Source organism: Burkholderia oklahomensis C6786 (assembly GCF_000959365.1).
GTDB classification, from domain to species: Bacteria; Pseudomonadota; Gammaproteobacteria; order Burkholderiales; family Burkholderiaceae; genus Burkholderia; species Burkholderia oklahomensis.
In genome coordinates this window covers 474,787-498,646 of record NZ_CP009555.1, presented here as the reverse complement: position 1 = coordinate 498,646, position 23,860 = coordinate 474,787, and the positions used below count along the sequence as shown (strand labels likewise).

General features: G+C 68.2%; 25 protein-coding genes. 3 read left to right on the top strand and 22 right to left on the bottom strand.

Features of this window, described 5'->3' with window-relative positions; all coding sequences use genetic code 11:
• Positions 1-153: 153 nt before the first annotated feature.
• From BG90_RS02240 to BG90_RS02225, 4 genes are all read right to left on the bottom strand, one after another.
• Positions 154-1,047 (bottom strand): RNA polymerase sigma-70 factor, encoded by an 894-nt coding sequence (locus BG90_RS02240; protein WP_025989727.1) that lies wholly within the window; start codon positions 1,045-1,047, stop codon positions 154-156.
• Between the two features lie 352 nt (positions 1,048-1,399).
• On the bottom strand, positions 1,400-1,942 hold the full coding sequence (locus BG90_RS02235; RefSeq protein ID WP_010114494.1) for a LysR substrate-binding domain-containing protein: 543 nt from the start codon (positions 1,940-1,942) through the stop codon (positions 1,400-1,402).
• A gap of 181 nt (positions 1,943-2,123) precedes the next feature.
• The gene (locus BG90_RS02230) at positions 2,124-2,573 is read right to left on the bottom strand and encodes a lipocalin-like domain-containing protein (protein WP_010102420.1); all 450 of its coding nucleotides are present in this window, start codon (positions 2,571-2,573) and stop codon (positions 2,124-2,126) included.
• An 81-nt stretch (positions 2,574-2,654) separates the two neighbouring features.
• Positions 2,655-2,984, bottom strand: a complete 330-nt coding sequence (locus BG90_RS02225; RefSeq protein ID WP_010102421.1) for a TfoX/Sxy family protein — start codon at positions 2,982-2,984, stop codon at positions 2,655-2,657.
• 227 nt (positions 2,985-3,211) lie between these two features.
• On the opposite strand from BG90_RS02225, the gene BG90_RS37710 reads away from it, so the two are divergent.
• Entirely contained in the window at positions 3,212-3,424 is a 213-nt protein-coding gene (locus BG90_RS37710) for a hypothetical protein (RefSeq protein WP_158335880.1), read from the top strand.
• On the opposite strand, the gene BG90_RS02220 is transcribed toward BG90_RS37710, so the two are convergent.
• From BG90_RS02220 to upp, 18 genes are all read right to left on the bottom strand, one after another.
• Positions 3,418-3,711, bottom strand: coding sequence for a hypothetical protein (locus BG90_RS02220; RefSeq protein WP_010102422.1), 294 nt, complete (start codon positions 3,709-3,711; stop codon positions 3,418-3,420). The genes BG90_RS37710 and BG90_RS02220 overlap by 7 nt on opposite strands.
• A gap of 76 nt (positions 3,712-3,787) precedes the next feature.
• On the bottom strand, positions 3,788-4,720 hold the full coding sequence (locus BG90_RS37985; protein ID WP_157135612.1) for a hypothetical protein: 933 nt from the start codon (positions 4,718-4,720) through the stop codon (positions 3,788-3,790).
• A 335-nt stretch (positions 4,721-5,055) separates the two neighbouring features.
• Positions 5,056-5,691, bottom strand: coding sequence for an SCO family protein (locus BG90_RS02215; protein WP_010114501.1), 636 nt, complete (start codon positions 5,689-5,691; stop codon positions 5,056-5,058).
• 107 nt (positions 5,692-5,798) lie between these two features.
• Complete coding sequence (locus BG90_RS02210; protein WP_010114503.1) at positions 5,799-7,508, bottom strand: c-type cytochrome; 1,710 nt, start codon at positions 7,506-7,508, stop codon at positions 5,799-5,801.
• Positions 7,509-7,563: 55 nt separating this feature from the next.
• Positions 7,564-8,799: a S53 family peptidase gene (locus tag BG90_RS02205; protein WP_025989730.1), complete on the bottom strand. Its 1,236-nt coding sequence runs from the start codon at positions 8,797-8,799 to the stop codon at positions 7,564-7,566.
• 88 nt (positions 8,800-8,887) lie between these two features.
• Positions 8,888-11,032: a polysaccharide deacetylase family protein gene (locus BG90_RS02200; RefSeq protein WP_025989731.1), complete on the bottom strand. Its 2,145-nt coding sequence runs from the start codon at positions 11,030-11,032 to the stop codon at positions 8,888-8,890.
• Between the two features lie 617 nt (positions 11,033-11,649).
• The gene (locus BG90_RS02195) at positions 11,650-12,033 is read right to left on the bottom strand and encodes a copper resistance protein CopC (RefSeq protein ID WP_010114509.1); all 384 of its coding nucleotides are present in this window, start codon (positions 12,031-12,033) and stop codon (positions 11,650-11,652) included.
• Positions 12,030-12,962 (bottom strand): hypothetical protein, encoded by a 933-nt coding sequence (locus BG90_RS02190; protein ID WP_025989732.1) that lies wholly within the window; start codon positions 12,960-12,962, stop codon positions 12,030-12,032. The genes BG90_RS02195 and BG90_RS02190 overlap by 4 nt, the downstream gene beginning before the upstream one ends.
• 108 nt (positions 12,963-13,070) lie before the next feature.
• A complete protein-coding gene (locus BG90_RS02185; protein ID WP_232288869.1) occupies positions 13,071-13,394 on the bottom strand; it encodes a DUF2946 domain-containing protein in 324 nt (107 codons plus the stop codon).
• Between the two features lie 782 nt (positions 13,395-14,176).
• Positions 14,177-15,640, bottom strand: coding sequence for a ribonuclease G (gene rng / locus BG90_RS02180; RefSeq protein ID WP_010114515.1), 1,464 nt, complete (start codon positions 15,638-15,640; stop codon positions 14,177-14,179).
• 8 nt (positions 15,641-15,648) lie between these two features.
• Positions 15,649-16,281, bottom strand: a complete 633-nt coding sequence (locus BG90_RS02175) for a Maf family protein (RefSeq protein ID WP_010114517.1) — start codon at positions 16,279-16,281, stop codon at positions 15,649-15,651.
• Positions 16,282-16,327: 46 nt separating this feature from the next.
• Positions 16,328-16,798 carry a 23S rRNA (pseudouridine(1915)-N(3))-methyltransferase RlmH gene (gene rlmH / locus BG90_RS02170; protein ID WP_010102434.1) on the bottom strand — a complete coding sequence of 157 codons (471 nt, stop codon included), beginning with the start codon at positions 16,796-16,798 and terminating at the stop codon, positions 16,328-16,330.
• Between the two features lie 35 nt (positions 16,799-16,833).
• Positions 16,834-17,301: a ribosome silencing factor gene (gene rsfS, locus BG90_RS02165; RefSeq protein WP_010114519.1), complete on the bottom strand. Its 468-nt coding sequence runs from the start codon at positions 17,299-17,301 to the stop codon at positions 16,834-16,836.
• Positions 17,302-17,305: 4 nt separating this feature from the next.
• Positions 17,306-17,962 (bottom strand): nicotinate-nucleotide adenylyltransferase, encoded by a 657-nt coding sequence (locus BG90_RS02160; protein WP_232239064.1) that lies wholly within the window; start codon positions 17,960-17,962, stop codon positions 17,306-17,308.
• A 92-nt stretch (positions 17,963-18,054) separates the two neighbouring features.
• The gene (hemF, locus tag BG90_RS02155) at positions 18,055-18,978 is read right to left on the bottom strand and encodes an oxygen-dependent coproporphyrinogen oxidase (protein WP_010114520.1); all 924 of its coding nucleotides are present in this window, start codon (positions 18,976-18,978) and stop codon (positions 18,055-18,057) included.
• A gap of 128 nt (positions 18,979-19,106) precedes the next feature.
• Entirely contained in the window at positions 19,107-20,384 is a 1,278-nt protein-coding gene (gene purD, locus BG90_RS02150; protein ID WP_010102442.1) for a phosphoribosylamine--glycine ligase, read from the bottom strand.
• A 107-nt stretch (positions 20,385-20,491) separates the two neighbouring features.
• Positions 20,492-21,220 (bottom strand): YebC/PmpR family DNA-binding transcriptional regulator, encoded by a 729-nt coding sequence (locus BG90_RS02145; protein ID WP_010102443.1) that lies wholly within the window; start codon positions 21,218-21,220, stop codon positions 20,492-20,494.
• A 272-nt stretch (positions 21,221-21,492) separates the two neighbouring features.
• Entirely contained in the window at positions 21,493-22,143 is a 651-nt protein-coding gene (upp, locus tag BG90_RS02140) for a uracil phosphoribosyltransferase (RefSeq protein ID WP_010102444.1), read from the bottom strand.
• Between the two features lie 235 nt (positions 22,144-22,378).
• On the opposite strand from upp, the gene BG90_RS02135 reads away from it, so the two are divergent.
• Both BG90_RS02135 and BG90_RS02130 read left to right on the top strand, forming a co-directional pair.
• Positions 22,379-23,158: an SDR family oxidoreductase gene (locus BG90_RS02135; RefSeq protein ID WP_010102445.1), complete on the top strand. Its 780-nt coding sequence runs from the start codon at positions 22,379-22,381 to the stop codon at positions 23,156-23,158.
• Positions 23,159-23,303: 145 nt separating this feature from the next.
• On the top strand, positions 23,304-23,696 hold the full coding sequence (locus BG90_RS02130; protein WP_010114521.1) for a methylglyoxal synthase: 393 nt from the start codon (positions 23,304-23,306) through the stop codon (positions 23,694-23,696).
• Positions 23,697-23,860: the final 164 nt, after the last annotated feature.

The window sequence follows — 23,860 nt, the reverse complement described above, 5'->3', positions numbered from 1 at the left end:
ACGATGTCGAGTACGAGCTGAACCGAATTGAGGCGAATTGAACCGAATTGAGGCGAACCGAGGCGAGCCGGGCCAGCCCTATCCGGTCCTGGCGCGGCGGGCGTCGCGCGAGACATCGCGCAAGCGCGATTGCGCCGCGCGCCGCCGCGGCGTTCACTTGTCGCCGGTCGGAATGTGCGCGAGCTTGTCCGGATTGCGCACCGCGTAGATCGCGACGATCCGCGCGCCGTCGGTGACGAACGCCTGCGCGGATTCGATCTGCCCGTCGATGAAGCGCAGCAGGCCCGGCTCGCCGTTGATCTGCGCGAGCCGGTACTCGATCCGCCCGACGTTGCGTCTGCCGACGACCCAATACAGATTCGCGATCCGGAGCGCGCCGCGCAGCACCTTGAAGAACGACGGCACCTTGCCGCCGCCGTCTCCGACGAGCTCGACGTCGTCGGCGAGGAGCGCCTGGATCGCGCTGCGCTCGCCGCTCGCGGCGGCCCGCGCGAAGCGCTCGACGAGCTGCCGGTGCCGATCGCGCGTCACGTCGAAGCGCCGGTGCTCCTGCTGGACGCGCGTCGACGCGCGATGGACGAGCTGCCGGCACGCGGCCTCGCTCTTGTCGAGCAACTGCGCGATCTCCGCGTAGTCGCGCTCGAACGCCTGACGCAGCAGGAACGCCGCGCGTTCCTCGGGCGACAGCCGCTCGAGCACCCACAGCAGCGCGACCGACAGGTCGTCGGCGAACTCGGCCGCGGCCTCCGGCGTGCGCTCGTCCACGTCGACGAGCGGCTCGGGCAGCCACCAGCCGACGTACGCGTCGCGCTGCGCCTTCGCGGCGCGCAGCCTGTCGATCGACAGCCGGGTGACGACGGTGACGAGCCACGCCTCGGCCGAGTCGAGCGCGTCGTGGTCGGCCTGGTGCCAGCGCAGCCACGCGTCCTGCAGCACGTCCTCGGCGTCGGCGCGCGTGCCGAGCATCCGGTACGCGATCGAGAAGAGACGCGGGCGCAGCGCGGTGAACGGTTCGTCGGACGGCGTCGGTCGGGATGTTTCGTTCATGTTCATCTGATTGCTCGAATGGCTGACGGTTGGAATCTCCAAGACGCGGCAGGCCGGGATTTTGTGACAGTGGGGAGCGGGGCGATGCGCCAAGGTTCGGCGCTTCGTCGCTCGCCCGGCGTCGGCGCATCTACCGACGGATGCGCCGCGCTCGAGACCCCGCCGCCCGCGCGTCGTCGCCCGGTGCGGGTTCCGGCTCTGGCTCTGGCTCCGGCTCCGGCTCCGGCTCCGGCTCCGGCTCCGGCTCCGGTTCCGGTTCCGGCTCCGGCTCCGGTTCCGGTTCCGGCTCGTCCGTGCGCCGCCGGACGACGGCGGACAGCTCGTCGCGCAGCCAGCGATGCGCGGGATCGGCCTAAAGCCGCGGATGCCAAGCGGCGGCGAGCGCGAAGCCTTCGACTTCGACGGGCAGCGGCAGCAGATCGAGCCGCTCGGCGAAGCGCGTCAGGAAGCGCTCGGGCAGCGCGCACACGTCGTCGGTCGCTTCGAGCACGAGCGGAGCGAGATGGTACTGCCGCACCGACGCCGCGACGAACCGCGTGCGCCTCAGCTCGCGCGGGCGGTCGTCCATGAAGCCGTGAAAGCCGCCGCCGTCGCCCGACACGATCACGTGCCGGAGCGCGCAGTACGCATCGAGGCCAGGCGGCGCGAGCCCGCCCGGATGCCCTTTGCGCTGCGCCATCACGTACCGCTCGCGCAGCAGCGGGCGCGCAATCGTCGTGCGTGGCACCGCGAAGTCGGCCGCGATCAGCAGATCGGTCTCGCCGCGCTCGAGCGCGCGCCCGCGGCGTCGGCCGCCAGGTGACGCACGGCGCGGGTGTTGGCGCGGCGTGCAGTGATGGCGATCGATGTCGATCGATGGCGGGGCGGCGGACGGTGCCGCGCGACGGCATCGCATCGCGCCGCTCGAAAGACAACGAATCGCGGAATGTCGGCGCCCGCGACCGGTGCGGTACGACAGTACGGCGGCACGGCCAGCACGGCAAGCAAAACAGCAAAACAGCACGACCGCCGGGGCCGCCGAGTTCGATGGTCCCTCGCTTGCACGCCGCCGGCGACAGCCCCGGCCCGCGGCCGCGTCACGCGTTCAGCGGCGCGCGCTTCCAGACGAGGCGCGCGAGCTTCAACGCGCCGTTGAACCGTTGCGGCGTCGGCGTGCCGAGATGCAGTACGTCGTCGGTCAGCTCGACGACGCGCGTCTGGGGGCCGCCCAACCAGTTCGGAAAGAGCGACGCGGCCATTTCATGCGATAGCGCGCCGGTCGCCTCGCCGACGAAGAATCGCCTGGCGTAAGCGAGGTACGTGCGTCCCGCCGCCACGTGTTCGTCCGGCGCGCCGCCGTACGGATCGTCGCCCGCGAACGGCGCGCGCTCGCGCGCCTGCAACTGCGCGGACATGTAGCCGTCGGGCGTGTAGACGATGAAGCCGAGCGGCGCGCTCGTCGCGCCGGTTTCGGCGTCGATCTCGACATAGGATTCGAGCGCCCATGCGCCGATCAATCGTTGCATAAGATTGCGTCGTGCGCTCATCGAGTGGGCTCCGCTGCGCGAATCGCCGCGGGATCGGCGCGTTCGAGAGCCCGCGCACGCGCGAGCACGGCGGGCGGCGCGCTACTTCGGCGGCAGCGAACGGACGAATTCGAGCGCCGCGTCGACCAGCCGGCGACGCAGCGCGTCGTTGCCGTACGCCTCCGGCGCGACGCGCACCCAGCCTTGCATCGGCCTGCCGCGCGAGATCATCCGGACGACGCCCGGACGCTTCAGCGCCCAGCCGTCGTTGTCCTTGCCGAGCCTGACGAGCATCCCGTCGTCGCGGGCGCAGCACAGCAAGTTGCCGTCGAGCAGCCATGCCCAGCCGCCGAACATCGCCTTCGCGGTGAGATTGCGCTCGAACTTCAGTTCGTCGTCGACGAGCGCTTCGAGGCCGGGGTCGCGAGCCATGCGACGTTTTCCGTTGATGGGCGGCGCAGCGCGCGCTGTGCGCCGGGGAGCGTGCCGACCGCGCCGGCATCTTTCATCGTAGTGCGTGTGCGGCGCGGCGCAAATGCGCACGCCGGCGCTCGGGGTCACCATTTTTCGAAGGCCGGCTTGGATGCGCGTGAGCGAGGCGCTCCGTGCGCTGGGCGGGACGCTGGCGATGCCGATGTTCAACGTCCATTGGACGGTGGATGGCGATTGGCGAATGGCAAATGATCGATGGCAAACGGCAAACGGCAAACGGCAAACGGCAAACGGCAAACGGCAAACGGCAAACGGCAAACGGCAAACGGCAAACGGCAAACGGCAAACGGCAAACGACTCACATGCCGCTTGCATTTCGTCGTTCGTCGCGGATCTCGCAGGTAGCGCCGCCGCCGCGCCGCCCGTCGCGCGGTCAATAGCCGTGCGTGACGAGCGACAGCACCGACAGATCCGGATGCGTGCCGTCGACGATGCTGCAACCAATCGACACCGCTTCGTGGAACGCCTCGTCGGCGGTGCGGAAGCTCTCTTCGCCGTCCGCGTGAAACGGCACGGTATGGCCGGGCAGCTTCGGATCGGCGCCCGGATGGCACACGTAGCCCGTGTACGTGTAGCGGTTCGCGTCGGATTGCGTCGGGGTCGGCGACACGTGAATCTCGAAGCCTTCGTAATCGACTTGTCGAGACGGAATCGGCGATTCGGACATGGCTGTCTCCTGGGTCGCGCCCGGCGCCCGGCACCGATCGCGCGGTCGTTTTCGTTGTCTTCCTTTGAAGAAAATTCTAGGCGATCGGATCCCGAATAGCTCGTCGTCTCCCGCCGGGAGCGGCTTGCCATTGGCCGATTGACCTATCGACCGGCCGATCGATCGGCACGGCCCGGCCCGATTGGCGGCGTTGGGCGGAACCGCGGCACGCCGCTTGCTGCGCGACGGACTCATTCACTGCAGGAGGTGCCATGCGACCCGAATTTTCTCGAAGCTTTCGAAGCATATGGCGGGCGGTCGCCGTCGGCGTGACGGCGGTCGGATTGGCGATGGCGATGTCCTCGTGCTCGAAGCAGGGCGGCTCGAACGCCGATTCGAGCTCGACAGGCACGACGGGGGGCGTGCAGCCCGCACCGATGGCGCCGTCCGGCAGTTCCGGCGCGATGGGCGGCAGCGCCGCATCCGGCGGCGGTTGAGGATCAATCGCGCCGCCCGGACGCGCGCCGCGCATCGGACGCGCGCCGCGCGCCGGCGCTCGATCGGGAGAGGGCGTCGACTCGGGCAGCAAGCACGCTGATTCCCGCCGACGAACCGGACGAATCATACGAACCCAACGAGCCGCCCGAAGGCCAGTTGACGGAAAGACCGCGGCAACCGCTCGCTCGGTCCGGGCGATTCGCCGGGCAGCGGCGGCGACGTCGCGGGCGCGAACCGGCGTCCGTTCGACATCGATGTCGAATGCGACGATCGTGCGTTCGAAACGCGCGCCGCCGAATTCGACCGCGATACGGATCGCGCGGAGACGGTCGAGCGCGCGTTGGCGGACGGCGGCTCGACGCTCGACGAAGACGCGGATATCGAGCCGATGCGATCCGAGTGCCCGAGGCGAGGCGCAAGGGCCGAACGGGGCGCGGCGCTTTTTTACAACGTGAGTGCAAATTGCGGCGTCGCCAGCCGAGTCGCGCCGGCAGCGGATCGAACCGCCGGCGGTGCGTCTCCTGCGCCGCATGAATTCCCTGCAACTACCTGATCGATTCGAGCAGGGGCGACCGAGCGACGGTTTTCGCGGCGTAGCGAATTTATCCGTCTTGCGTCGCGCGACGGGTGCTCGGCCGAATCAATCATCGGCGCTGCATCGTCCGCCATCGTCGGGCAACGACCGTCGTCGGGCGTCGCCGCCTCGCTGCCGTTCGTCATGCGCCGTGGCGCGGCAATCGTGCTCGCGAGGATCGCCTCGTTCAGCCCGGCGGCGTTTGCCGCATGCAAGCAGCCGCGCCCATGACGCCGGCTTCTTCGGACGAGCCGGCGCGTTCGTCGATGCAGGCCCGCGCGATCAATCGAAAATCAGTCGAAAGCCAGGACGGATTGGTACAGATGCAGTAGATCGTCGGCGGTCGCGAAACCGTCGATCCGAAGCCATGGCTTGCCCGGCGCCGCGCGCAGCAGCAAGACCGGGTTGTGATCCATCTTGTCCTGCCGGTACACGTTGAAGGCTTTCTGCGCGGCGACGCTCGCCGCCACCGTGCCCGTGTAGTGTTGCCACTCCGGTCCCGCGCTGAACTTCGCCGCGTATTCGCGCAGGCGCGCAGGCGTGTCGTTTTCCGGATCGATCGAAATCGACACGATATGGACTTTGTCGCGATCCGCGCCGAGCTCGTGCTGGAGCTGCGACAGCGTCTGGCTGATCACCGGGCAGATCGACGTGCAGGTGGTGTAGATGAACGTCAGCACGACCGGACGTCCGTCGTCGAGTTCGTCTTTCAGCGCGACGGTCTTGCCGTCGTCGCGCACGAGCGTCACGGCCGGTACGGTATACGCCGCCGTCGATGTCTTCATGCCGTCTGTCTTCATGCTCGACATCGTCATGTGGTGATGCGCATGCATGTCTTCTTGAGCCGATGCCGGATGCCCGATCAGCGCGAGCGCGCCGGCCGCGATCAGCGTGTTGGCGAATGCGGATAGCTTCCCGATCATGTTCATTTCAGCCTCCCTGAGTGGTGAGCCGCGTTGCTCGTCGCCGGCTTGGGCGGTTCGCTTGCGGCGCGGCGAATCACCGTCCTGCGAATCGGGCAGGGCGATGCCGGCGTCTACGGAACGGTCCATGCCCCGTCGGCCACGATGCGCGTGCCGCTCGTGTCCGCGAAGTGGACCATGTAGCCGCCTTTCGATGCGAGGCGCTGTCCCGGCGCAAGCGTCAGGCGCGGATAGTAGCCGGTGATCACGCGCTGTTCGAGCGTGTCCTCGATGCGCTCGACGAGATAGTCGCGCACGTAGGTGCCGGTCACGTGGCCGAGCGCCTCTTCGAGCAACACGCACGCCAGGAATGTGTCCGCCTGAACCTGCAGATCGACGATCGGGATGTGCCTGGAGGCCGCCCAGTCGAGCATGTAGTCGACGCGTCGGCGCACGCGGTCGGGCATGTCGAACGGATACGCGATGTGCGTGACCGCACGCCAGCCGCTGGGCAGCGGCGCATGATCGAGGCCGCCCATCATGCCGGACAGGTAGACCGTCCGCGCCGGCGCGGCTTGACCCAACGTCGCGATATCGGCGGGGCGCAGCCACAGCACGAGCGCATCGTTTTTCGAGATGCCGTTCAGCGCTTTCACGACGCGATCGGCCGGCATCAGCGCATGGCGGGACACGTCGAATCCCCGCGCCCGCAACGCAGCGGCGAGCGCTTGCGCGCCCGCTTCGCCGCTGTCGCCGACCCGATACACTTCGTGGACCGTTTGCGGCGCGACGCCGTGGTTGCCTCGGGCGATGTCCGCCGCGATCAGTCCGGCCTCCAGCAGCACGCCGTTCGAGAAGTAGATCGAATAGAAGTCGTCGTTGCGGACGTCCGGCACCTCGACGTTCGGAAACAGGCATGGAATACGGGCGCGCTCGCAGAACGCGCGAACGGGCGCCCAGTTTCGCCCGCCCAGTCCCGATATCACCGCGAACACCGGCTCGGCGGCCAGATGCCGTGCGAGCTGCGCTTCCCAAGTCGATGCCGCGCCGCTCAGTTCCCAGACGTGCAGTTGCCAGCGGCGCGGCGCCGAGGCTGGCGCGTCGCTCGCCAGGTGCGGCGGGGCCGCGTTCGTCGGAAATGCGTCCTTGTCGGCGAAGTAGTGCCGCAGCACGTCGAGCGTCGCGCGGCGCTTCACCGGATCGGCGTCCGGCGTCGTGATCGTCGCGAAATGCAGGGCAGCGCCGGTGACGCCCGGCGCGGGCCGCGGATCGAGGCGTTTCAGATAGCGGAGCAATGCCGCCATGTCGTCGTCGTTCAACGCGAAGCGCGGCATCAGATAGCCAAGGCGCTGGCCTTGCGTGTCGATTCCGCTGCGGATCGCACGCGCGAGCGTCGCGTCGGTATAGGCGGCGCGATCGCTGCGCATGCTTTCCACGTACGGCATGCCGGGACGCTCGCCGCTCAGCGTGCTCGGATGGAACAGATACGTTCCGGCAATCGGCGGAATCGTCGTGAATCCCGATTTGGCTCCGAGACCGCTGCGCCGATGGCAGTTGACGCAGGCGACCGCGGGGCCTGCCATGCGCAAGCCGCCTTCGCGCAGCGCCTGAAGCGGCGCGCCGGAACTCAGCATGCCGTCGCGATAGATCGCCTCGCCGGGATCGTCCGTCGGCGCGCCGCCCGCCCGCGCCGTCACGCTGGCGGACAGCGCGAGCAACAGGGCGAACAGCGGCGCGAGCCGCGTCGGCGCAAGCGCCGGCTTAGCGGGCGCTTGCGCCGCGGCCGATCCTGCGGCTCCGGTTGTCCGGCGCAGCCTGCGATGCGAGCGGGCGTGGTCCGGCATCGGCGGTTTCGAACCTCCGCCGTGTTCCGGCAGCGCCCGTCCGCGCAGAACCTCGTCACGGCGCATCGATCAGCGCTTGCATCAGATTGCCGGCGATCGGACGTCCGAGTCCGGTCACGTAGTCATAGCCGGGCGTCGCGTCGCACACCGCGCCGCATGCGCCGTTCGCGCCGCTCGTGACGTCGTAGAAGGTCGTTCGGTACGCGGCGGACGCGATGCCGTACAGCGCCGCTTCGACGGCGCTGACCGCATTCAGCGTGGATTTGCCGCGCTCGACCCGCACGCCGTTCGCGATCGCGAGCAAGCCCGACCATTGAGGCGCGCCCGCGCTCGTTCCGCCGACCACGAACCAGCCGCGCTGCCCGCCGTATCCGTACGAGTCGTATATCGCGAAACCCGACGCCGGATCTCCGTCGTAGGCGACGTCGGGCACGCCTCGCGCGCCGGGCGTGTCGAACGGAATCCCGTAATGGGTTTGATACGGCGGCTCGGATTCGATTGCGCTCTGGCCGCCGCCGCTCCCGGACCACGCCGTTTCGCCGACATAACGGCCGCTCGCGTCGGTGACGATCGTCGTCGCGCCGACGCCGAGCACGTATGGCGACGCGGCGGGGTAATCGACGGCGTTGCCGCCGTCGCCGGACGCGGCGACGAACGACACGCCGTTCGCGCTCATGAACTGGCCGTCAAATTGCGTTTCCGGCAGGAACTCGCTGCCGCCCCAGCTCATCGACACGACTTTTGCGCCGGCGCCTTCGGGCGGCGCCGCGACAGCCGCGGCCACCGCGCTCATCATGTCGGCAAAGGTGTTGGATGCCGCTTCGATCAGCACGATTTTCGAGTCGGGCGCGATCGCGTGCGCCCACTGGACGTCGAGCGAGCTTTCCAGCGCCCAGCCTGCATCCGCGGGCGGACGGGTTTGATCGGCAGTGGCGTAGATCTTGGCGAAGCATCGATTGGCCGCATTGCAGGGCGGCAACCCGAACTTGCGGCTGAACACGTCGAGATCCGCCTCGGCGGTGGGGTTGTCGTAGGCGTCGATGATCGCGATGACTTGTCCGCTGCCGCGATAATTGCGCGGCAACTGATCGAATCCGTAGAAATTCCGGATCTGCGCCGGAGAAAGGCCGCCCGGGCTCGCGGCCGCATGCCCGTGCAGATGGAACGGCGGACGAGTGAAGCCGCGGGGCGGCCGATTCGCTTGCTGCGCAAACGGCGCAGCCGTCGCGAGCGCAAGCGTGGCCGTTGCGGCGAGCATGCCGAGCGCATGCCGTAGCGAGTGTCGTTTCATGTCGTTTCCCTGCCGTGAGCGGTCCGGGCTGCGCCGACGATCCTTCGATCGAGGGATCGTCGATCGTCGGCGCGCGTACTGCGCGGCGCTATTGGACTTTGGCGCTCGTGAACGTCAACGCCGTTCCCGCGCCGGCGATCACGAGCCAGTTGGTCGGATCGGTTATCACGACCGTGGCCGATCCCCCGGTCACGACCGGCAGCTGATAAGCGTTCTTCGGCAGCAGCCACGTCACGTCCTGCAGGCTCGTCGGCTGCGACGCGCTGAACGACCAGCCGCTGCCCGTATCGGTCGCCGTCCACGTGACGAGCAGGCGCCGCCTGTCGAACTGCGTCAACTGGTCCATCGTGTACCACTTGTACTGCCCGCTCGCGATCAGCGCGTTCGCATAGCTGAAGATGGTCGCGAGTATGTCCGGGTACCACGACGCGCCGAGCGGGTGCATGTAGATGAGCCGGGTCGTGCGATTGGCGACGACGAAGTCCATCAGCGACTCGTACCAGTTCGTGATGTCCGTCGTGGATACGCCGAACTCCTGGAATTCCTCGAACGTCGCGTACTTGCCGAACGGCATGACCGGGAACGCCCAGATGCCGGGATTCAGCAGCGCGGCGTTGCGGTACGCGCGGGTCTGCGCCATGCCGGTGTGGCCTGTGAAGTAGTAGCCCGAATAACCGTTGCTCTCGAGCCAGTTCACGGCCCACGTCGGCGTGTTGCCTTCCGGCGCCGCCCATTCGACGTCGGGCTTGCCGGTGACGGACTGCACCGCCTGGTGGTTCAGCACGAGGTACTGCTGGAACGTGCTCTGGTCGGTCTCGCTCGCGTTGGCGCCCCAGTAGTCGTGGTCCCACCCGCCGTGACTGCCGATGTTGTGTCCGAGGCCGAGCAGATACTGCATCAGCTGCTGCGCCTGCGTGTTGTTGGCCAGATTGATGCCGAGGCCGTCGCCTATCGCTGCGTCGTCCGGGCCGGCCGTCACGACGATCGAGAACGGACCGTTGTTCCAGATGCCGAGCGACTTCAGGTACAGCGCCGGCTGGATCATCTCTTCCGCGCAGAAGTGCCAGTTGAGCACCATCCCCGCTTGCGCCTTCGGCTCGAGCGACAGGTGCGGCATCGACAGCACGTTCGTCGTGAAGTAGTGCAGGAAGCCGTGGAGCGGCATGCCGTCGGTTTGCCCTTCGAGGTAGCTGAGCGGCATGTTCACGAACAGCACGCCGCCGCTGCCGTACGGGTTGTAGCCGGCGACGAGGCCGAAGTTCGGCGACGTCAGCAAGGCCGTGCCGCTGTACGCGCCCTGCGTGACGAAGCTCGGATACGTGAGGAAGCCGTACACGTAGCCCGAGATGCCTTCGAGCACGTCCGTCGTCGCGACGGCCGTCGTCGTGACGAGCGCGGACGTTCCGGTGGACTTCTTCGGCGTCGACACGGTCTTGTTCTTGGTCGACGTCGCGCTATAGGTGCCGGACTTGACCTTCGGGCCTTTGAACACGCGGCCGAGATTCAGGCTGATGTTGGTCGCGAGGCCGTTCTCGGTCTTGTAATTGAAATACGCGTTGTGCTTGTAGCCGGTCAGGCCGCCCGGATTGGTCCGGCTAGGCTGCAGATAGAGCACCTGGCCGGGCGACGCGGCGACCGATACGGACGCCGACGTCGTGACGGCAGTCGCAGTCGAGCCGCTGGTTGAACTGGTGGTCGGCCAGGTCATCGACTTCCCGGGCGGGATCTGGAGCGTGCGCAACGTGCTTCCCATGCCGGTCACGGGCCCGAGGCCGATCATGTTGCCGCCCAGCGAATCGTAGAGCACGTAGCTCACGCCCGCCATCGCGCTGAATCTCGACTGCGGAACCGGATAGAAGCCGGTCGACGTGAGGACGCCGAAATCGTAGACCAGCATCACGTGCCCGCCGTTGAGCGCGTAGTTCTGAATGGCCGTCAGGAGCGTGTCGTCGGCTGCCGTATGGACCTGATCGGGCAGGATCAGGCCTTGATACTGCTGGAGCGTGGTGCCCGCCTGTTCGAACTGGCTGTCGTTGATGATCGAGATCTGCAAGCCTTCTTCCGACGCCGCGTCGAGCCAGGCCGACACGCGCGGATCGGGGAGCGTGAAGTTGTCCGGCAGCAGCAACAGCAACTGGTTCGACACCGCGTTTGCTCGTCCGGGGACGATGGTCAGACATAGAGAAAACAGGATCAGGCATGCCCTTAGGAACCGAATCGACTTGACCAACATGATGCTCTCCCGCCGGAATGGACGACACTTGATATCCAACACTCCTGGTACGCGCCTCGTCCGGATGCGCTCGGCGGCGACGCGTAGGGAACGACGTCGGCCGAGCGAATAAAAGATGGGTGGGCGACAGGCACGTTGCGAACCTGTGGCGACTTTTCGAGCGGGAAACAATCTGGCGCGGCATGGCTTCCATCAGGAAGTGCCGGATAACCAGTCATCCTCGACCGCGCGTCGAATCCGCCATTGGCAGCGCGTCGAAAGAAGCTAGCAACGTGCCAAGCCGGCCGCTTGCCGGATGCATGGGGACGCCGCGCGGACGTGGATGCCGCCGCCCTTCGGAATCGGCGAAAAATGTCGCAGCGTTGATACGTGCCGCGCGGGGGGGCGGCGCGTTTCCAACGCCGCGAAGCCATGACGAGCCCGCGCGCGACGAGGCGGCGACGTCGCGTAGCGAAACGAGTCGACGTCGGCGCGCCGTCAGCACGGCGGATGGCGACGCCGCCGACATCGTATGACGCATGCGCTCGCGCTGGCCGGGGATTGGACGGCTACGCGCGAGCGACGCGAAACGCGTCGAACCAGGGAAAAATGACGCTGATATGCAACATCGGCCTTCGTCATTTCACCTTGAACGCGTAGTCGCCCTGGGTCCGATGCCCGTCGGCGGCCACGGCCACCCAGTGCACGGTGTACTTGCCGGGCGCCAACGGAGGCAATGGGACGCTGATCGTCTTCGCGTCGTTCGGTGCGACGGTCGCCTTGGCGGTATTCACCGGCTTGCCCGCTGCATCGCTGACGGTGAGGGCGCTGAAGGCGGGCTCGAGCGGACCGTTGAAGACGATCGTCACGTTCGCGGGCGGCGATACCTCGGCGCCCGCCGACGGCGATTGCGTTTGCGGGAAGACGTGCGCGAAAGCCGCCGAAGGGATCGCGAAGCAGGCGATCGCCGCAGCCGCGGCGGCGCAGGCGCCGAGAAGCCGGCCGAATTTGGTCATGTTCATTCTCCCTTGCCGAAGAGGGGTTTGCCGAGCGAGTCGGGCAGCACGTCGTCCAGATAGAGATGCGCCTGCAGCAGGATGCCGACGCCTTTGCCGCTCGCATGATTGACGGGAATCTGCGCCTCGACGCCGAATTGCCCCCAGCGATTGAGCCACAGCAGGCCGGGGTTGACGGTCCCCGTGGTATGCCCCGAGCACGCGCCGCCGGTGCAAGTGCTCATCGGGAACTCGACGACCGGAATCAGATTGCTGAAAGGCGGCTTGAGCCCGACGTCCTGCACGAAGTTCTGCAGATAGGGCAGGCTGTACTGCAAGGTGACGCCCCAGTTCAGCGAATCCGGATCGGCGCTGCTGGTCGTCAGGCGCGGTCCTACGGCGCCCGTGATCGCCAATGGGCGCAGATATTTCAGGCTGTCGGGCAGATCGCCGAAACCCTTGCCGAAGTACAGCGTCGGCGAGAGCGCGGAGTGCGGGTCGGCGATCGCCTTTGAACCGGTTCCGCCGAGCTCGGCCACCACGCCGACCGATGCCATGAATTCGTGTGCGGCGTTCACGTAGAAGCGATACTTGGCGCCGACCGCGAAGTTGTCGAATCCTCGTGCCGAGCCGCCGTTCGGGGCATTCACGTTCACGTAGGTTCCCGTCACCGACAACGCGAAACTCGGCGTGATCAGCTTGTCCCATTCGAGCGTCGTCGTGTTGGCGCTCTGGGTGTCGCCGTCGTCCGTCTGCGACTTGAGGTGCCCGAATTCCAGATTGAGCTCGTCGCCGACGCCGGGGTCGTCGACCGCCATCGTCGCCGGGAATACGCGATTGCCCGCAATGGCGTGGGCGGCGGCAAGAGAAGGAACGAAAAGCGTAGCGACTACGGCAGCCGGAACAACGAGCGTCGCGAGCGCTGGTATACCGCTGCGAGGTGCGACGGTGCGCATGATTTATCCATTTTTGAATGGTCGTATGTGCGCGGTCGCGCATCCGTCGAGAGAGGCGCGACGCCGCGGCGACGCGATGGCGCGTGCGTCGCCGCATGACTGCTTCGATCAGGATAGGACAGGTGGGGCGCGTGGCTGCGCAGCGGTGAACGGGAAGACGCGACGAGGCGGCGAAATCGGCGCGGCGGCAGTCGCGCGGACTGTCCAAATCGTCGGCGTGAATGCGGCGGTCGTGCTCGGTACCGCCGGCGTGTGCGCGAGCAGCCCGCAATACGCGCACGCCTGCCAATGAACCGCTTTTTCGGACGACGGCGACGAGTCGGATGACGTTGCGTCGGTGCCGTCCTGCGCGGAGCAGAAAGCGCTCGGCAGCTCGCTGAAATGATGGCTGTTTGAAAGCGTGTGCGAAACCGTCGGCGCGAGCGTCGCCATCAGGATTGCAAGCAATCCGAGCATGCTGCCGATCTTGCGATGGAGAAGGCTGCGCATGGCCTTGACGGAATGACGGACGGACTCGAGAGCTGCGGCGGATTATGTCACGCGTCGCCGGTATTTCGAATCAGGGGGGGGCGACGAAAGCCTGATCGGGATCGTCGAGCGCCGTGCCGCGCGGATGATTTCGCGGTGATGTCGCGGTTCGCCGCCCGGCAATGTCGGCGAGGCGAACGAACCTGGCTTCGCGTCGGCGCCGGCGGATTCCGGGCGGTCGACGTTTCAGGTGCGAGACAATTTCAGCCTTCGCGGTGTTTGAGAACGTACTGGATTGTCCGCGTTCGCCTACTCGGTACAAGCGTGGCTTAAGACGCGCGGCCAGGCCCTGGATCGTGGCTGCGCGAAAGGCCGCTTGGACCGGCGTACGGCTTGCTTGCCGCGCGCGACGCATGTCTGCGAACGAATCTAGGAGGCTTGATGCGAGAGCGGCAAGCGCGGGGAAGTCGAGACTTCGACTGACAGGTTCTTCTACGAGTGAATGCCGTTCAGGATTCCCAACGTCGATTCGTCATCTTCTCGGCGAATCGATGTTGAAACGCCCGCTGGCGGCCGGGCTCTTTGGGGGCGCGCTGTCGGCGCCGATGCGATGCCGATCGACCTGCCGGTCGACGCGGCCTGCGGTGCTTCCGGTATGGAGGCGTTCGCCGGTTCCGTGCTCGCGTGCCGCCGCCGTACGTCTCGGCGCTCGGCGCGGCTTGCGGCGGCGATGATGCCGGCGATCGCTACATCAGCACGATGTCGTATTGCTCCTGACTCAGATTCGACTCGACCTGCAACGACACCGGCTTGCCGATGAAATCGATCAGCATCGCGAGATGCTGCGACTCCTCGTCGAGAAAGAGGTCGATCACCTGCTGCGACGCGATCACGCGGAATTCGCGCGGATTGAACTGCCGCGACTCGCGCAGGATCTCGCGCAGGACGTCGTAGCAGACGGTGCGCGACGTCTTCACCTGGCCCTTGCCCTGGCAGGTCGGGCACGGCTCGCACAGCACGTGCGCGAGCGATTCGCGCGTGCGCTTGCGCGTCATCTCGACGAGCCCCAACTGCGAGAAGCCGTTCACCGTCACGCGCGTGCGGTCGCGCGAGAGCGCCTTCTTCAGTTCGGCGAGCACCGCGTCGCGATGCTCGGCGTTCTCCATGTCGATGAAGTCGATGATGATGATCCCGCCGAGGTTGCGCAGCCGCAACTGCCGCGCGATCGTGTGCGCGGCCTCGAGATTCGTCTTGAAGATCGTGTCGTCGAAGTTGCGCGCGCCGACGTAGCCGCCCGTGTTCACGTCGATCGTCGTCATCGCTTCCGTCTGGTCGATCATCAGGTAGCCGCCCGACTTCAGATCGACGCGCCGCGACAGCGCCCGCTGGATCTCGGTCTCGATGCTGTACAGGTCGAAGAGCGGCCGCTCGCCGGTGTAGTGGTGCAGCTTCGGGCTCACGGCCGGCGTGAACTCGCCCGCGAAGTCGACGAGCCGCTGGTACGTCTCGCGCGAATCGACCTGGATGCGCGTCGTGTCGTCGTTCGCGAAATCGCGCAGCACGCGCTGCGCGAGATCGAGATCCTGGTACAGCAGACTTGTCGCGGGCAGGCGCTGGCCTTGCGCCACGATCGTCGCCCAGGTCTTGCGCAGGTACGCGACGTCGGCGGCGAGCTCGTCGCCCGTCGCGTCCTCGGCGATCGTGCGCACGATGTAGCCGCCTTTCTCGTCGGCGGGGATCACGGCGGTCAGCCGCGCGCGCACGGCCTCGCGCTCGGTCTCGCTCTCGATCTTCTGCGAGATGCCGATGTGCGGCTCCTGCGGCAGGTAGACGAGCGTGCGGCCCGCGATGCTGATCTGCGTCGACAGCCGCGCGCCCTTCGTGCCGATCGGGTCCTTGATCACCTGAACCATCAGCGTCTGCCCCTCGAACACGATCTTCTCGATCGGCTGCTGCACGACGGCGGGCGCGTCGCCCGCGCGCGGCTGCCAGATGTCGGCGACGTGCAGGAACGCCGCGCGCTCGAGCCCGATGTCGATGAACGCCGACTGCATGCCGGGCAGCACGCGCACGACCTTGCCGAGATAGATGTTGCCGACGCGCCCGCGCGACAGCGTGCGCTCGACGTGAAGCTCCTGCACCGCGCCTTGTTGGACGAGCGCGACCCGCGTTTCCTGCGGCGTGATGTTGATCAGGATTTCTTCGTTCATGGTGTGATTCAGAAGGAGACGTGCGCCGCGCGAAGCAGCGTCGCGGTCTCAAAAAGGGGCAGACCCATGATACCTGAATGGGAACCGTCGATTCGTTCTACGAATTCCGCCGCGCGCCCCTGGATCGCGTAGGCGCCCGCCTTGCCGAACGGCTCGCCGCTCTCGACGTAGCGCGCGAGCGCGGCGGGCGCCGCCGCCGCGAAGCGGACCTCGGAGCGCGACAGCGCGGGCGGCATCAGCTCGCCCGTCGCGTCGATCACCGCGAGCGCCGTCAGTACTTCGTGCGTGCGGCCGGCGAGGCGCATGAGCATCGCGAGCGCGTCGGCGGCGTCGGCGGGCTTGCCGAGGATCGCGCCGTCGATCGTCACGGTCGTATCGGCGACGAGCACGGGCGCGGCCGGCTTGCCGTTCGCGACGAGCCGCGCGCGCGCCGCCTCCGCCTTCGCGACGCACACGCGCAGCACGTAGTGGTCGGGCGCTTCGCCCGGCAGCTCGGCTTCGAGCGCTTCGGCGTCCTCGTGGGGCGCGGGCGTCAGCAGTTCGTAGCGCACGCCGAGCTGATCGAGCAGTTCCCGGCGGCGAGGGCTTTGCGAGGCGAGGTAAATGAACGGGTAGGACGGGGCGGCGGCGCTGTCGGGCATCGTCTTGTCTCGATGGGCGCGTGCGCGGCGCGTCGGGCGACGGCCGCTACGCGCGATGATAGGGATGATTCTGCGTGATGCTCCACGCGCGGTAAAGCTGCTCGGCGAGCAGCACGCGAACCATGCCGTGCGGCAGCGTGAGGCTCGATACGCGCAGCAGCAGTTCGGCGCGCGACTTGAGCGCCGGATCGAGCCCGTCGGCGCCGCCGATCACGAACGCGACGTCGCGGCCGTCCTGCCGCCACGCGGGCAGCGCCTGCGCGAGCTGCATCGTGGTCCAGTCGCGGCCGTGCTCGTCGAGCGCGACGACGCGCGCGTTCTTCGGCAGCGCGGCCTCGATCCGTTGCTTCTCGGCGGCCATCACGCTCTCGGCCGTGCGCGAACCCGAGCGCAGCTCGGGCTTCACCTCGCGCAGCTCGATCCGCAGCTCGGGCGGCATCCGCTTCGTATATTCGTCGAAGCCGGTCGCGATCCAGCCGGGCATCTTGTGGCCGACCGCGACGATGTGCAGTTTCATGGCGGCGAACGCAATGCAAGCGGCGAAACCGCGCGTCAGCGGCGGCGCGCGGCCGTCGTCTTGCGGGCCGGGCGCGCGGCGGGGGCTTCGTCGGCCGCGTCCTCGTCCTCGTCGGCGCCGTCGGCCGCGCGCGCGCCGCGCGCATTCGGCGAAGCCGGGCCGCCCAGCTTCATCCGCACGGGCTTGTCGCCCCAGATTTCCTCGAGGTTGTAGTACTGGCGCAGTGCGGGCTGCAGGATGTGGACGACCGCGTCGCCGCAGTCGACGAGCACCCATTCGCCCGTGTCCTCGCCCTCGGAGCTGACGACGTCGCCGCCCGCTTCCTTGACCTTGTCGCGCACGTTGGACGCGAGCGCCTTCGTCTGCCGGTTCGACGTGCCGGACGCGACGATCACGCGGTCGAACAGCTCGGTCAGGTGGCTCGTGTTGAACACTTTGATGTCTTGCGCCTTGATGTCTTCGAGAGCGTCGACGATCACACGCTGGAGTTTGCGGATATCCATGGAATCAGGGATGGTAGAGACGGTGTTGGAGAATATAGGCCCAGACGGCGCCGGGCACGTGCTCGGCCGATGCGTCGGGCACCTGCGCGCGCCGCGCGATGCATGCGCGCAGATGCGCGCGGATGTCGGTCGCGGCGACGTCGAGCGAGAGCGTCGTGTCGATCAGCAGGCGCCCGGCGGGCGTCGCCTGCAGCACGGCCGCGCTCGCCTGCCGGCTCGCGATCTCGGCCGCGACGGCGGGCGACGCCGCCGCGAAGTCGAAGCCCGGCCGCGTCGCCGCGCACACGTGCGCGAAATCGAAGAGCCTGCGCCAGTCGCGCCACGTGTCGAGGCGCACGAGCTGGTCGGCGCCGATCAGGAGCGACAGCGACGCGTCGGGGCCGACCCGCTTGCGCCAGCGCTCGAGCGTCTCGACGGTGTAGGTCGGGCCGGCGTGCTCGATCTCGTCGGTCGCGACGCTCACGGCGACGCCCGGCAGCACGAGCGAGCCCGCTGCCGCGCGGGTCATCGCGAGCCGGTGCTCGGCCGCCGAAACGTCCTGCTTCTGATAAGGCTGGCCGGCCGGCATCAGCACGAGCTCGGTCAGGCGAAGCGCGTCGGCGAAGCGGCGCGCGAGCGCGAGATGGCCGTCGTGGATCGGATCGAACGTGCCGCCGAGCATGCCGATGCGGCGCGGCAGCGGGGGCGGGCCGGCGTTGTCGGGATGCGGAACGGGTCCTTTCGCGGGATCGGCCCGGCGGGCGGCGGGGCGGCTCATGCCCAGTCGCGCGGCGCGAGGAAGTCGCTGTAGAGGCGCGCCTCCGGCGTGCCCGGTTCCGGGCGCCAGTCGTAGCGCCAGCTCGCCGTCGGCGGCATCGACAGCAGGATCGACTCGGTGCGCCCGCCGCTTTGCAGGCCGAACAGCGTGCCGCGGTCGAACACGAGATTGAACTCGACGTAGCGGCCGCGCCGGTATGCCTGGAATGCGCGCTCGCGTTCGCCGTACGGCGTGTCGCGGCGCCGCTCGACGATCGGCAGGTACGACGGCAGGAACGCATCGCCGACGCTTTGCAGCATTTCAAACGAGCGTTCGAAGCCGAGCTCCGAGAAGTCGTCGAAGAAGATGCCGCCGACGCCGCGCGCCTCGTTGCGGTGCTTGAGGAAGAAATAGTCGTCGCACCACTGCTTGAAGCGCGGGTACAGATCGGGGCCGAACGGGTCGAGCGACGCGCGGCACGTGCGATGGAAATGCTGCGCGTCTTCGTCGAAGCCGTAAATCGGCGTCAGATCCATGCCGCCGCCGAACCAGAACACGGGCGCTTCGCCCGGCTTCGTCGCGATCAGCATCCGGACGTTCATGTGGACGGTCGGGCAGTACGGATTGCGCGGGTGCAGCACGAGCGACACGCCGAGCGCCTCGAAGCCGCGCCCGGCAAGCTGCGGGCGCGCGGCGCTCGCGGACGGCGGCAGCGCGTCGCCCGCGACGTCGGAAAAGCCGATGCCCGCGCGCTCGAAGAAGCCGCCTTCCTCGAGAATGCGCGTGCAGCCGCCGCCGCGCAGCCGCTCGCCGGGGCCGCGCTGCCACGCGTCGGCGGCGAGCGGGGTGCCGTCGAAGGCGCCGAGCGCATCGGCGATGCGCGTCTGCAGCCCTTGCAGATACGCGCGTACTCGGTTGACGTCGTAAGTCGAATCGGTCATCGATGTGGGGCGGCATCCGCGTGACGGATGCCGTCGAAAAATGCTTCTGCCGGGCATTCTAGCGAACCCCGGCAGAGGAGAGGGCGCGCCGGCCGCGGAGGCGGCGCGCGAAGGGGCGACGCGGCGCGTCAGACCGTCTTGCGGCTGAGCGCGCGGTAGCCGATGTCGCGGCGGTACTGCATGCCCTCGAAGTTGATCTGGTTGATCGTCTCGTACGCGGCCTGCTGCGCGCCGCGCACCGAATCCGCGAGGCCGACGACGCACAGCACGCGCCCGCCCGACGTGACGAGCTTGTCGCCGTCGAACGTCGTGCCCGCGTGGAACGTCACCGAATGCGCGGTTTCCGCCGGGATGCCGTTGATCCGGTCGCCCTTCCTCGGCGAATCGGGGTAGCCGTGCGCGGCGAGCACGACGCCGAGCGCGGTGCGGCGGTCCCATTCGAGATCGACCGTGTCGAGCGTGCCCGCGATCGCCTGCTCGACGACCTTCGAGAAATCGCTCTTCAGGCGCGCCATGATCGGCTGCGTTTCGGGGTCGCCCATCCGGCAGTTGAATTCGAGCGTGCGCGGGTTGCCGTCCTTGTCGATCATCAGGCCCGCATACAGGAAGCCCGTGAAGCGGATGCCGTCCTTTTCCATGCCGCGCACGGTCGGCATGATGATCTCGCGCATCACGCGCGCGTGCATCTGCGGCGTGACGATCGGCGCGGGCGAGTACGCGCCCATGCCGCCCGTGTTCGGGCCGCGGTCGCCGTCGAGGAGGCGCTTGTGATCCTGGCTCGACGCGAGCGCGAGCGCGTTCTTGCCGTCGACCATCACGATGAAGCTCGCTTCCTCGCCGTCGAGGAATTCCTCGATCACGACGCGCGCGCCGGCGTCGCCGAGCTTGTTGCCGGACAGCATCATGTCGACGGCCTCGTGCGCCTCTTCCAGCGTCGTCGCGACGACGACGCCCTTGCCGGCCGCGAGGCCGTCGGCCTTCACGACGATCGGCGCGCCCTTCGCGTCGAGGTACGCGTGCGCGGCGGCCGCGTCGGTGAAGGTTTCGTAGCCGGCGGTGGGAATGCCGTGGCGCTTCATGAACGCCTTCGCGAAATCCTTCGAGCTCTCGAGCTGCGCCGCTTCCCTCGTCGGGCCGAAGATTTTCAGGCCGCGCGAGCGGAAGTGGTTGACGATGCCCGCCGCGAGCGGCGCTTCCGGGCCGACGAGCGTGAACGCGACGCCTTCGGACTCGGCGAAATCGGCGAGATCGTCGAGCGAGCTCAGATCGACGTTCTTCAGGCGCTCGTCCTGCGCGGTGCCGCCGTTGCCGGGCGCAACGTAGACGAGCTGGACGCGCGGCGACTGGGCGAGCTTCCAGGCGAGCGCATGTTCGCGGCCGCCGGAGCCGACGACGAGTAGTTTCATGGGATTCCCCGCAGACTAGAAAATAGGACGGCCGGCACGCACGAGGCGGGCCGGCCGCGAGATTCGGCTGCGGCCGCCTTTCGCCGGAAAGTGCGGCCGCTCAACGTTCATTCCTCGACGACGACGGCGTTCGTGTAGACCTCCTGCACGTCGTCGAGATTTTCGAGCGCGTCCAGGAGCTTTTGCATCTTCGCCGCGTCTTCGCCGGTGAACTCGATCTCGTTCTGCGGCTTCATCGTGACTTCGGCGAGTTCGGCCTTGAAGCCTGCCGCTTCGAGCGCGTCCTTCACCTTCGAGAATTCCTGCCAGTCGCACAGCACTTCGATCGAGCCGTCGTCGTTCGTGTTCACGTCGTTCGCGCCCGCTTCGAGCGCCGCTTCCATCAGCGCGTCTTCCGACGTGCCCGGCGCGAACAGGAACTGGCCGACGTGATCGAACATGAACGCGACCGAGCCGTCGGTGCCCATGTTGCCGCCGAACTTCGAGAACGCGTGGCGCACTTCGGCGACGGTGCGGGTGCGGTTGTCGGTCAGCGTGTCGACGATGATCGCCGCGCCGCCGATGCCGTAGCCTTCGTAGCGGATCTCTTCGTAGTTCGCGCCGTCCGCGCCGCCGACGCCGCGGTCGATCGCGCGCTTCACGTTGTCCTTCGGCATGTTCGCGTCGGCCGCCTTGTCGACCGCGAGACGCAGGCGCGGGTTCGAGTTCGGATCGCCGCCGCCGAGGCGCGCGGCCACCTGGATTTCCTTGATGAGGCGCGTCCAGATCTTGCCGCGCTTCGCATCGGCCGCCGCTTTCTTATGCTTGATGTTGGCCCATTTCGAGTGACCAGCCATACTTTTCTCCGTCCGCCCGCGCGCATGCCGCGCCGGCGTTTAGCAATTGTCTGTCGTTGAGTCCGGCGGCCGCGTGAGCGGGCGAGCGCCGCTTGGGCCGCGCGTTGTCGAGTGGAACGAGATTTTATCACGCGGCGGTGCGCCGAACGGCTGCCGGACGATGGCCGGGCCGCGGCCGAACCGCCCGCGAGGCGCGGCGCGCCGAAGGAACGCCGCGCGTGAGCGGGCGGCGGGGCACGGCCCGCGCCCGCGCGAATCGCCGGTTTTTCTCGTCAGTTTTTCGTGCCGAACAGGCGATCGCCCGCGTCGCCCAGGCCCGGGACGATGTAGGCGTGGCCGTCGAGGTGCGAGTCGAGCGACGCGACGAAGAGCTTCACGTCCGGATGCGCGTCCTGGAACACCTGCACGCCTTCCGGCGCCGCGACGAGCGCGAGGAACATGATCCGGTCGCCCGGCACGCCGCGGCGCTTGAGGACGTCGATCGCGTGGGCGGCCGAATAGCCCGTCGCGACCATCGGATCGCACAGGATGAAGATCCGGTCTTCGAGGTCGGGCAGGCGCACCAGGTATTCGACCGGGCGGTGGTCGTCGGCGCGGTACACGCCGATGTGGCCGACGCGCGCCGACGGAATCAGCTCGAGCAGGCCGTCCGACATCCCGACGCCCGCGCGCAGCACGGGCACGATCGCGAGCTTCTTGCCGGCGATCACGGGCGCGTCGATCTCGACGAGCGGCGTTTCGACCCGCTTCGTCGTGATCGGCAGGTTGCGGGTGATCTCGTAGCCCATCAGCAGCGTGATCTCGCGCAAGAGCTCGCGGAACGTGCGCGTCGACGTGTCCTTGTCGCGCATGTGCGTGAGTTTGTGCTGGATCAGCGGATGGTCGAGGATGAAGAGATTCGGAAAACGGCTGTCCTGTTTCATGGAGGAGGCGGCTCAAGGGATTCGGGGGCGGCGGGCGGGCCGGGTCGGCAGTCCGCGCGCGGAACAGGCGCAAGTTTACCGAAGATGAACGCTCGCGATCCGGATATTATCGGCGTTTCGGCGCGCGCTTAGGTGCGCGTTCGGTCGCAGGCGGCGGGAAACGCGCGGGCGCGGCGTCCGGCGGCCCCGCCGGCGAAGGATTTCGTCAGACAGGCATCGGCAAGGAACACGCTCAATGGATCTGGGAATCGCAGGACGGACCGCGCTCGTGTGCGCGGCCAGCAAGGGGCTCGGGCGCGGCTGCGCGCAGGCGCTCGCGGCCGAGGGCGCGAAGCTCGTGATCGTCGCGCGCACGCGGCAGACGCTCGACGCCGCCGCGGCCGACATCCGCGCGAAGACGGGCGCCGACGTGACGGCCGTCGCGTGCGACATCACGACGCCCGAAGGGCGCGCCGCCGCGCTCGCCGCGTGCCCGCAGCCCGACATTCTCGTGACGAACGCGGGCGGCCCGCCGCCCGGCGACTTCCGCGATTTCTCGCACGACGACTGGATCCGCGCGCTCGAGGCGAACATGCTGACGCCGATCGAGCTGATCCGCGCGACCGTCGACGGGATGATCGCGCGCCGCTTCGGCCGCATCGTCAACATCACGAGCTCGGCCGTGAAGGCGCCGATCGACGTGCTCGCGCTGTCGAACGGCGCGCGCTCGGGCCTCACGGGCTTCGTCGCGGGGCTCGCGCGCAAGGTCGCCGAGCACAACGTGACGATCAACAACCTGCTGCCGGGCCTCTTCGACACCGACCGGATCGCGACGACGCTCGCCGCCGCGGCGAAGGCGCAGGGCGCGACGGTCGACGAGCTGCGCGCGCGGCGCACGAGGGAGATTCCGGCCAAGCGCCTCGGCACGCCCGACGAGTTCGGCGCGGCGTGCGCGTTCCTGTGCAGCGTCCATGCGGGCTACATCACCGGGCAGAACTGGCTGCTCGACGGCGGCGCGTATCCCGGCACGTTTTGAGCCTGTTTTGAGTCCGTCATCCCGAGCCCGTAAAGTAGCGATGCGGTGCGCGGGCGCGCCGGCCGTGGTTCGGGCGGCATCGCCCGGCCGCACGCGGCGCGCGGGCTCGACCCGCATCGATAGATCAGCAAAAAAGGATTCGCAGATGAGCACACCCCGCATTGCGCTGATCGCGCACGATGCGAAGAAGGACGAAATCGTCGCGCTCGCGGGCGCATACCGGCCGACGCTCGCGCAATGCCGGCTCGTCGCGACGGGCACGACGGGCGGACGGATCGCGCAGGCGCTCGGGCTCGAGGTCGAGCGCAAGCTGTCGGGGCCGCTCGGCGGCGACTTGCAGATCGGCGCGGAGCTCGCGGACGGGCGCGTCGACGTCGTGATCTTCCTGCGCGATCCGATGACCGCGCAGCCGCACGATCCGGACATCACCGCGCTCGTGCGCGCGTGCGACGTGCACGACGTGCCGGTCGCGACCAACGTCGCGACGGCGCGCATGCTGCTCGACGACCTGACGCGCCGGCTCGCGGCGAAGGCGTGAGCGGCGCGGCGCGCCGCGCCGCGAGCGGACGATCCGGCGCGGCCGGGATCGGGCCTGGGCGGGCGCGACGGCGCTAGCGGGGGCGATGGGCCGGGCGCATGCGGCGGACGACATCGGCGGGCGCGACGGCCGCTCGGCGCTCGGTGCTTTCCGGGCGCGCGGCA